The organism is Pseudomonas sp. ITEM 17296, from assembly GCF_028895205.1.
GTDB lineage: Bacteria > Pseudomonadota > Gammaproteobacteria > Pseudomonadales > Pseudomonadaceae > Aquipseudomonas > Aquipseudomonas kermanshahensis.
The window spans coordinates 1-8,220 of sequence record NZ_WJRS01000032.1 but is presented as its reverse complement, the minus strand read 5'-3'; the positions used below and the strand labels follow the sequence as shown (position 1 = coordinate 8,220).

The 8,220-nt window shown below is 60.3% G+C and carries 7 protein-coding genes; 5 read left to right on the top strand and 2 right to left on the bottom strand.

Annotation, left to right across the window (positions count from 1 at the left end):
- Nucleotides 1-63 precede the first annotated feature (63 nt).
- Both macA and GIB19_RS24770 read left to right on the top strand, forming a co-directional pair.
- A complete protein-coding gene (gene macA, locus GIB19_RS24775; protein ID WP_099430906.1) occupies nt 64-1,221 on the top strand; it encodes a macrolide transporter subunit MacA in 1,158 nt (385 codons plus the stop codon).
- Nucleotides 1,222-1,223: 2 nt separating this feature from the next.
- On the top strand, nt 1,224-3,227 hold the full coding sequence (locus tag GIB19_RS24770) for a MacB family efflux pump subunit (protein ID WP_027596799.1): 2,004 nt from the start codon (nt 1,224-1,226) through the stop codon (nt 3,225-3,227).
- Between the two features lie 149 nt (nt 3,228-3,376).
- Here GIB19_RS24770 and GIB19_RS24765 read toward each other — a convergent pair whose 3' ends face one another.
- Nucleotides 3,377-4,021, bottom strand: a complete 645-nt coding sequence (locus tag GIB19_RS24765; protein WP_274888381.1) for a helix-turn-helix transcriptional regulator — start codon at nt 4,019-4,021, stop codon at nt 3,377-3,379.
- Between the two features lie 220 nt (nt 4,022-4,241).
- On the opposite strand from GIB19_RS24765, the gene hisN reads away from it, so the two are divergent.
- From hisN to GIB19_RS24750, 3 genes are all read left to right on the top strand, one after another.
- Nucleotides 4,242-5,033, top strand: a complete 792-nt coding sequence (hisN, locus tag GIB19_RS24760) for a histidinol-phosphatase (RefSeq protein WP_085273361.1) — start codon at nt 4,242-4,244, stop codon at nt 5,031-5,033.
- Between the two features lie 88 nt (nt 5,034-5,121).
- On the top strand, nt 5,122-5,853 hold the full coding sequence (locus tag GIB19_RS24755; protein ID WP_027596802.1) for a hypothetical protein: 732 nt from the start codon (nt 5,122-5,124) through the stop codon (nt 5,851-5,853).
- Between the two features lie 123 nt (nt 5,854-5,976).
- Complete coding sequence (locus GIB19_RS24750; protein ID WP_274888380.1) at nt 5,977-6,810, top strand: RHS repeat-associated core domain-containing protein; 834 nt, start codon at nt 5,977-5,979, stop codon at nt 6,808-6,810.
- Between the two features lie 48 nt (nt 6,811-6,858).
- Here GIB19_RS24750 and GIB19_RS24745 read toward each other — a convergent pair whose 3' ends face one another.
- Nucleotides 6,859-7,833: a LysR family transcriptional regulator gene (locus GIB19_RS24745; RefSeq protein ID WP_274888379.1), complete on the bottom strand. Its 975-nt coding sequence runs from the start codon at nt 7,831-7,833 to the stop codon at nt 6,859-6,861.
- Between the last annotated feature and the right edge of the window lie 387 nt (nt 7,834-8,220).

Here is an 8,220-nt window from a genome sequence, read left to right as displayed (position 1 = left end):
AGATGGGCCTTCCCGGCCCCACTGGGGCCGGGTTATGCGAATCCGAAGAGATAGTGAGTGTTCATGGAAAAGTCCAGATTCCGCAAATACAGCCTCGGCATCGCCGTGGCCCTGGTCGCCGGCATCACGCTGTATGCCGTCCAGGCCCCGGCCAAGCCGCCGCAATACATCACCGCCACGGTCGAGCGTGGCGACATCGAAAACGCCGTGTTGGCCACCGGCACGTTGCAGGGCATCAAGCAGGTTGACGTCGGCGCCCAGGTGTCGGGCCAGTTGCGCTCGTTGAAGGTCAAGCTGGGTGACAAGGTCACCGAGGGCCAGTGGCTGGCCGAAATCGACCCGCTGGTGCTGCGCAATACCTTGCGCCAGGCTGAGGTCGACGAGGACAAATTGCAGGCCGAGCGCCGTTCTAGCCTGGCCCAGCTCAAGCAGGCCAGGCGGGTGTATGAGCGCTATCGCGAACTGCAGGCCGACGAGTCGGTATCGCGCCAGGACTTCGAGAACGCCGAGTCCGAATACGAGGTACAGCAGGCCGCCGTGCGCTCGCTCGATGCGCAAATCCAGAGTGCCCGGGTCGAGATCGACACGGCCAAGGTCAACCTGGGCTACACCCGTATCAATGCACCGATCAACGGCCATGTGGTGGGCATCGTCACGCAAGAAGGGCAGACCGTGATCGCCAACCAGTTGGCGCCCGTGCTGCTCAAGCTGGCCGACCTCGACACCATGACCGTCAAGGCGCAGGTGTCGGAAGCCGATGTGATCCACATCAGCCCAGGCCAACCGGTGTACTTCACCATCCTCGGTGAAGACAAACGCTACTACGCCAAGCTGCGCGGCACCGAACCGGCCCCGCAGAACTACGCGCAAAGCACCGACAACAGCGATGGCAGCGCCACGAAACCCAATGGCGCGGTGTTTTACAACGCCCTGTTCGAGGTGGCGAACCCCGAGCACCGCCTGCGCATCTCGATGACCGCGCAGGTGCACATCGTGCTCGACACGGCCGAAGGCGTGCTCACTGTGCCGGTGGCCGCCCTGGGCGCGCGCAATGGCGACGGCAGCTTCCCGGTGCGGGTGATCGATGCCAAGGGCTTCGCTCAGGTGCGCAACGTGCAGGCGGGGATCAACAACAACGTCAAAGTGCAGATCAAGGATGGCCTGGCCGAAGGTGACCGTGTGGTGATCGGCGAACCGGTGTCTGGCGAAGCAGGGGCGTGAGCATGAACATGAATGTCGAGCTGAGCGCACACAGCGCCGTTGCCTGCAGCAACGGCGAGCCATTGTTGCGCCTGCAGGGGGTCAGCCGCAGTTTCTTGGCCGGCGACCGCGAGTTCCTGGCGCTGAAGGGTATCGATCTGCAGATCCACAGTGGCGAGTTGGTGGCGATCATCGGCGCCTCCGGGTCCGGCAAGTCCACATTGATGAACATCCTCGGCTGCCTGGACAACGCCAGCAGTGGCAGCTACCAGGTCGGCGGGCAAGAGACGCGCACGCTGGACGACGATGCCCTGGCGGCGCTGCGCCGCGACCATTTTGGCTTCATCTTTCAGCGCTACCACCTGCTGCCGCACCTGGATGCCCTGCACAACGTCGAGATTCCAGCAGTGTATGCCGGCACTGCGCACGGGCAACGCCACGACCGGGCACGTGAGCTGCTCACGCGCTTGGGCCTTGCCGGGCATCTGGAGCACCGCCCCAGCCAGTTGTCCGGCGGGCAGCAGCAGCGGGTGAGTATCTGCCGGGCGCTGATGAACGGTGGCCAGGTGATCCTCGCCGACGAGCCGACCGGTGCGCTGGACACGGCCAGCGGAAAAGAGGTGATGAATATTCTGCTGGAGCTGCACGCAGCCGGGCACACGGTGATCCTGGTGACCCACGACCCCAAGGTCGCCGCGCATGCCGAACGGGTCATCGAGGTCAGCGACGGTCAAATCGTCAGCGACCGGCGCACGGGCACTGCAGCCATGCCCACCCCGGTGGCCGAGCCGGCACCGGCCGCCTCGCCGGCAAGGCGCCTGGTCGCTAGCCTGGGGATGTTCCGCGAGGCCTTCAAGATGGCCTGGATCGCTTTGATCTCGCACCGCATGCGCACCTTGTTGACCATGCTCGGGATTGTCATTGGCATCACCTCGGTGGTGTCCATCTCGGCCATCGGCGAAGGGGCCAAGGGCTACGTGCTCAAGGACATCCAGGCAATTGGCAGCAACACCATCGATATCTATTCGGGTAGCAACTTCGGAGACAGCCGGGCGAAGACCATCGAAACCCTGGTGCCCGCCGACGTCACGGCGCTCAACGCGCTGTACTACGTCGACAGCGCCACCCCGGTGATCGGCCAGAGCACCTTGGTGCGCTACCGCAACCTCGATGTCGATGTGCAGCTCAATGGCGTCAGCGAACACTACTTCCAGGTGCGCAACATTCCCCTGGCCGCCGGTATCGTGTTCAGTGCCGAGGACGCACGGCGCCAGGCCCAGGTGGTGGTGATCGACCACAACACCCGCAAGCGCCTGTTCGGCCCCAACGTAGATCCGCTGGGGCAGGTGATCCTGGTGGGGAACCTGCCGTGCACGGTGATCGGCGTTACCGCCGAGAACAAGAACCTGTTCGTCGCCAGCAACCAGCTGAATATCTGGGTGCCGTACGAGACTGCTGCCGGCCGCGTGCTTGGCCAACGCCACTTGGACAGCATCAGCGTACGCATCAAGGACGGCGTGCCCAGCAAGCGGGTTGAGGAGGAGGTGACCAAGCTGATGCTGCAACGCCATGGCACAAAGGATTTTTTCACCAACAACCTCGACAGCATCATGCAGACCGTGCAAAAGACCAGCCGCTCGCTGACCCTGCTGCTGTCGCTGATCGCGGTGATTTCGCTGGTGGTGGGCGGTATCGGGGTAATGAACATCATGCTGGTGTCGGTGACCGAGCGTACCCGCGAAATCGGCATTCGCATGGCGGTGGGGGCACGGCAGTCGGACATTCGTCAGCAGTTTCTGGTGGAGGCAGTGATGGTCTGCCTGTTTGGCGGGTTAGTCGGTATTGGCTTGTCGTATGGGATCGGCTACCTGTTCGAGTTGTTCGTCAAACAGTGGGAGATGGTGTTCTCACCGGCGTCGATCGTGATGGCGTTTGCCTGTTCGACGTTGATTGGGGTGGTGTTCGGTTTTGTGCCAGCGCGCAACGCGGCCCGGCTTGACCCGATCGAAGCGCTGGCACGGGATTGAGGTGCCCTGTACCTCAACCCTTGTAGGAGCAGCCTTGTGCTGCGAAGAGGCCGGTAATAGCAACGAAGATTCACGGTGTTATCACCGGCCTCTTCGCAGCACAAGGCTGCTCCTACACGGCGATTCGTGCCCCGGTGGGGATTACAAGATCAAACTGCCGTATACATCCAGCGCATCAACGAATGCCGCCCGCTGATGCCAAGCTTGATCGCCGCCCGGCGCAAATAGCTTTCGACCGTATTCACCTTCAAATCCAGCCGCTCGGCCTGCTCCGGTGCGGTATGCCCGGCCAGCAGGCCAAGGCACACCTGGCGCTCCCGTTCGGACAGCTTCAGCCCCGATTGCGCCAGGCGGTCGAGAAAACGCTGTTCGAGGCTCTCTTGCGTGGCGCGCTCGGCGGCGGGTTGCAGGGCATCGATGTGCTTTTCCAGCATCGGCAGCAGCAGGGGCGAGATGTCGTCCAGGCGGTTGCGTTCGAAGGCGGAGAAGCCGTAGGTGGAGTCAGCGCGCAGCACATGGATTTCGTAGCGGGCGTCGCCTTTGCGGCGAATCAGGTGCAAGCGCGTCGGGTCGCTGCAGTCCCTGCTTGGCTGCACGTCCGAGGAAAATACGGTCTCGTTGATCACGGGCGCGTTGGCATCAGGGCCGGCCGGGGCCACGGGCAGCAGGCGTATGTGCGTGGCGTCGATGGTCAGGTGGGCCTGGATCAGGTCGTGCAGCATGCGCGGGAATTGGCGGCTGCCGGTGCTGGCAATGACTTTGCCGATTTGTGGGTAGAGCAGGTGCGAATTCATCGTGTCGTCCATGAGGTCCGGTGGTGCAATTTCCCGTCTGGCTGTTGGCCCGCATCCTGGGCCGCATTCGGGAGGTGATGGGTATCCTAGTACAACGATTGAGTGACGGTTAAATGAAGTAGCGATAGTGGCATAATAATGGCCTCTATGGCAGGCGACTGCTGTGGCGCGGGTTGTCGGGTATGATGCTGGCCTCCATCATCTTCAAGAGGCCTGCCCCATGTCCCTGAGTGCTGAACAGATTGGCGAATTCCGCGCCTTTGCCGAGCAGTTGGCCGATGCCGCCGCTGTGGCGATCACGCCGTATTTCCGTGCCAGCCTGGACGTCGAGGACAAGGGCGGGCGGTTGTACGACCCGGTGACGGTGGCCGACAAGGCGGCTGAAGATGCCATGCGCGCGCTGATCCAGGCGCGCTATCCCGAGCACGGTATTTTGGGTGAAGAGCAGGGCGTGGCAGTGGGCACCAGCCCCTTGACCTGGGTACTCGACCCGATCGACGGTACCCGCGCGTTCATCACCGGCTTGCCGCTGTGGGGCACCTTGATTGCCTTGAACGATGGCACGCGTCCGCGGGTAGGGGTGATGAACCAGCCCTTTACCGGCGAACGCTTCGTCGGCACCCCGGAAGGTGCCTGGCGCAGTGGCACGCCGCTGAAAACCCGTGCCTGCGCAGACCTGGCCTCGGCCACGCTGATGTGCACCACCCCGGACATGTTCGACACCGCAGCGCGCAAGGCGGCATTCGAGACCGTCGCCGGCAAGGCCCGGCTGATGCGTTATGGCGGCGACTGCTATGCCTATTGCATGCTGGCGTCGGGCTTTGTCGATGTGATCGTGGAGGCGAGCCTGCAGCCGTATGACGTGCAGGCCTTGATGCCGATCATCGAAGGGGCGGGCGGTGTGATCACGGCCTGGGATGGCAGCTCGGCGCAGCATGGCGGGTGTGTGGTGGCCTGTGGTGACCCGGCGTTGCATGCGCAGGTGGTGGAGATGTTGCGTCACGCCATGTGACCATCGCACTTTTTCGGTTTCTTGGGCTCTATGCTTGGCCAGGCTGCACTGATCCCCGGTGCGGCCGCCGAATATCGACCCGGTGCCGATGGTTGCAAGCCCTTCCAGAATAGTCCCCGGCCTGCTGTTGGCAGGCGCCCTGACGTGCCTGTGCGCCTGTACCCAAGAGCAGGGCCGTGACATCGTCAGCCAGTTCGGCAACGGCAAGCCCAGCGAGCTGTTCCAGACCAGCGTCGACCGCCTGGCGACACTGTCGATGCGCGACAACCTGCAGAGCTTGTACCTGCTGATGAACAAGCTGTACCTGCGCAACCCCAACCAGTGGAAGATGTCTGGCTACGTCGATGCCGCCACGGCCGAGCGGCAGATCCGCATCGCCATCGAACAGCGCCAACCGTTGGCGCAACTGGGCAATCGCCGCGACCTTGCCGCCTTGAGTTACGCGCTGAGCCCGGAGTTTCGCGGGGACCGGGTCGGCGCGTTCATCTATGCCATCGGCAGCATGCTGATTACCGCCCATGGCGGGCGCACCGAGTTCTACATGACGGACACCATCGACCCGCTGTTCGTCAACAACGCGGCACGCAATATCGAGAAAGCCACCTGGATGCTTAGCCAGCGGCAGGATGCCAACGGCGTGCTGTTGCTGTTCTCCAACGAGATTTCGGAGGAGGGCAGCAACCTGAGTTTCGCCGTCGAGTTCGGCAAGATTGTGGCGCGGCTGGATTTGCTGGCAGAGCTGCTGGACGAGCGCTATCGGCGGATCGGACTCAATTATGCGCAAAGCCTGTTGTTGATGAATTTCTTGCCGGTGCAGTGAAGTACGGTTTTAGTACGTTTCCGTACGAGCGAGTTATGCGTTGCCTGGTATTTTTGCTAGTTGCACAAAGTAGAATAGTTACTATCGTATTTGGCATTATTCATCAAGCACGGTGCTTGTGTCATGGGAAAAGAAAAAAGTAATGGATTCAATTACTCACCCTATGGGTATAGCCATTTCGGGCTAAGCAGTATCCCGCTTGTTCGTTACGTGGGTGAACGACAGGATAGCAAATGGGATGGATATGTTTTAGGCAATGGTTACAGAGTCTACAGCCCCTGTAGGATGCGTTTTAATTCACCCGATGGATGGAGTCCCTTTGATGAAGGAGGGTTCAATGCGTATGCATATTGCAACAATGATCCAATAAACTATGCTGACCCAACCGGTCATGAGCTTAAACCTATCTATGCCAAAGCTGCTGCGGAATGGGCGTCGAGAGCCAGAAATAGGGTTAAGATCCACAGCAAAATCATCGAAAATCAAGCTCGAACTCGTCTTCGCAACGGTTTGAGGGGCGGTACGGATGCTAATCTGCCAGAGCATGTAAAAAGCAAAATAATTAAGCGGTCTGAAGATATCCATGCTGATTATGTTAGGCAGTTGTCAAAGGTGGGGTCGCGGTCAATGGTGGATTTCGTAAAATTGAACCCCGGTTCAGAGTATTCGATGGTGTTAAACTCTAGATTGACGGCGTTGCAGGCGATCCAGAACGGCCAGATAACACCTGGCAACTTGGGGATGATCGTCGGAGATGCCGGTTGGGCGGCGGCGGCAATTGGTCTGCACAACATTGAAGTTAAAACCAGGGTGGAATCCACTTTTATTGCATTGGTTGCAGCTTTGCGAGGAGGAGATTTTGATTTCGGGATGCTTAGCCTAGACGACGCTTATACTAGACTTTATAACAACAAGCCGCCACCTAAGGGCTTGGAGCGGAGGAAGCGCCTCCGCTGACGAGTCATTGCCAGATCGAGCGTCTATCAGGCAATCAATGTGCAGGCGTCAGGTGGCAGCCTCCAGCAACGGTTGAAATTCTACCAACAACCAGTCACGCAACCGTCGGCAACTGGCGTCATGCTCCTTGTCTTCGTTGAAGGCCAGGAAATGGAAGGTGTCCTTGAGCACCAACTGCTGTTCGACCGGCCGCACCAGCAAGCCTTGCTCCACCAGCGGGCCCACCAGGTGGTGCCAACCCAATGCCACGCCCTGGCTACTCAGGGCAAGCTGCACCAGCAGGTTGTAGTCATTGGCATTGAAGAAATGCGGCGCCGTGCTGGCACGGCTCTTCAGGTCGACGTCATGGAACGCCAACCAGACATTCCAGTCGACGTGCTCGGCCACCTGTGAGCGCCCATAGGGGCTGAGGTTGAGCAGCGAGCCGTCGCGAATCCCTTCCAAGGTAGCCAGCTGTGGGTGCTGTGCCAGGTATTGCGGGCTGCATACCGGGTAGACCACATCATGGTTGAGCGGGTGGCAGCTGTAGCCGGCCTGGATCTTGCCCAGCTTGGTGATGTAGATGTCCGGCCGTACGCCAGGCTCCATCGACAGGAAGTTCTGGGTAGTCACCAGGTTGATGTCGATGTCCGGGTTTTGCTCGAAGAACTTCGGCATCCGTGGCCCCAGCCACAGGGCGGCAAAAGCTGGCGAGCAGCACAGGGTAACCACGTGCTTGGGGTTGATGTTGCTGCGGATTCGCTCGGCCGCCTGGGAGATGTTGACGAACGATAACTGCACCGCATCGAAGAAGATTGAACCCGCCACGGTCAGCTCTACCGCGCGGCCGACACGGGTAAACAGTTCGGCACCCAGGTAGGTTTCCAGCTCACGGATCTGCCGGCTCACGGCGGCCTGGGTGACGCACAGGGCCTCGGCGGCACGGGTGAAATTCTGGTATTTGGCGGCCGCGACGAAGACTTTGACCGCGCGCAGCGAAGGCATCTTGATCAAGGTCTGATCGGGTTCGGAGTGTCTGACCATGTCGGTAGGGTTCAGGTCCTGTGTAGGAGCAGCCTTGTGCTGCGAAAGGGCCCGTACAGGCACCCATAGCCAGTGTATGAGCGGGCCTCTTCGCAGCACAAGGCTGCTCCTACAAAGGGCGGGGCGGGATAGGGCCTTGATTGATAACTTCAGGTAATGATTAGCGCCCTGCAAATGTCGTTGGACCCACCCTGGGCCAAGGCATAACGTAAATCCCACGGCGCGACATTGAGACATCGATGTCGAATAACTTTTTGAAGCAGGACTTTCTGCGTGCCGGTGTTGACTCACGTTCGCTCTTGAACGGACTGCCAAGCGTACTCGCACTGATCTACCCGCCTTACCGAACAGTGCGATGTTGATAGATTGGTTAATAAGCATAATAAC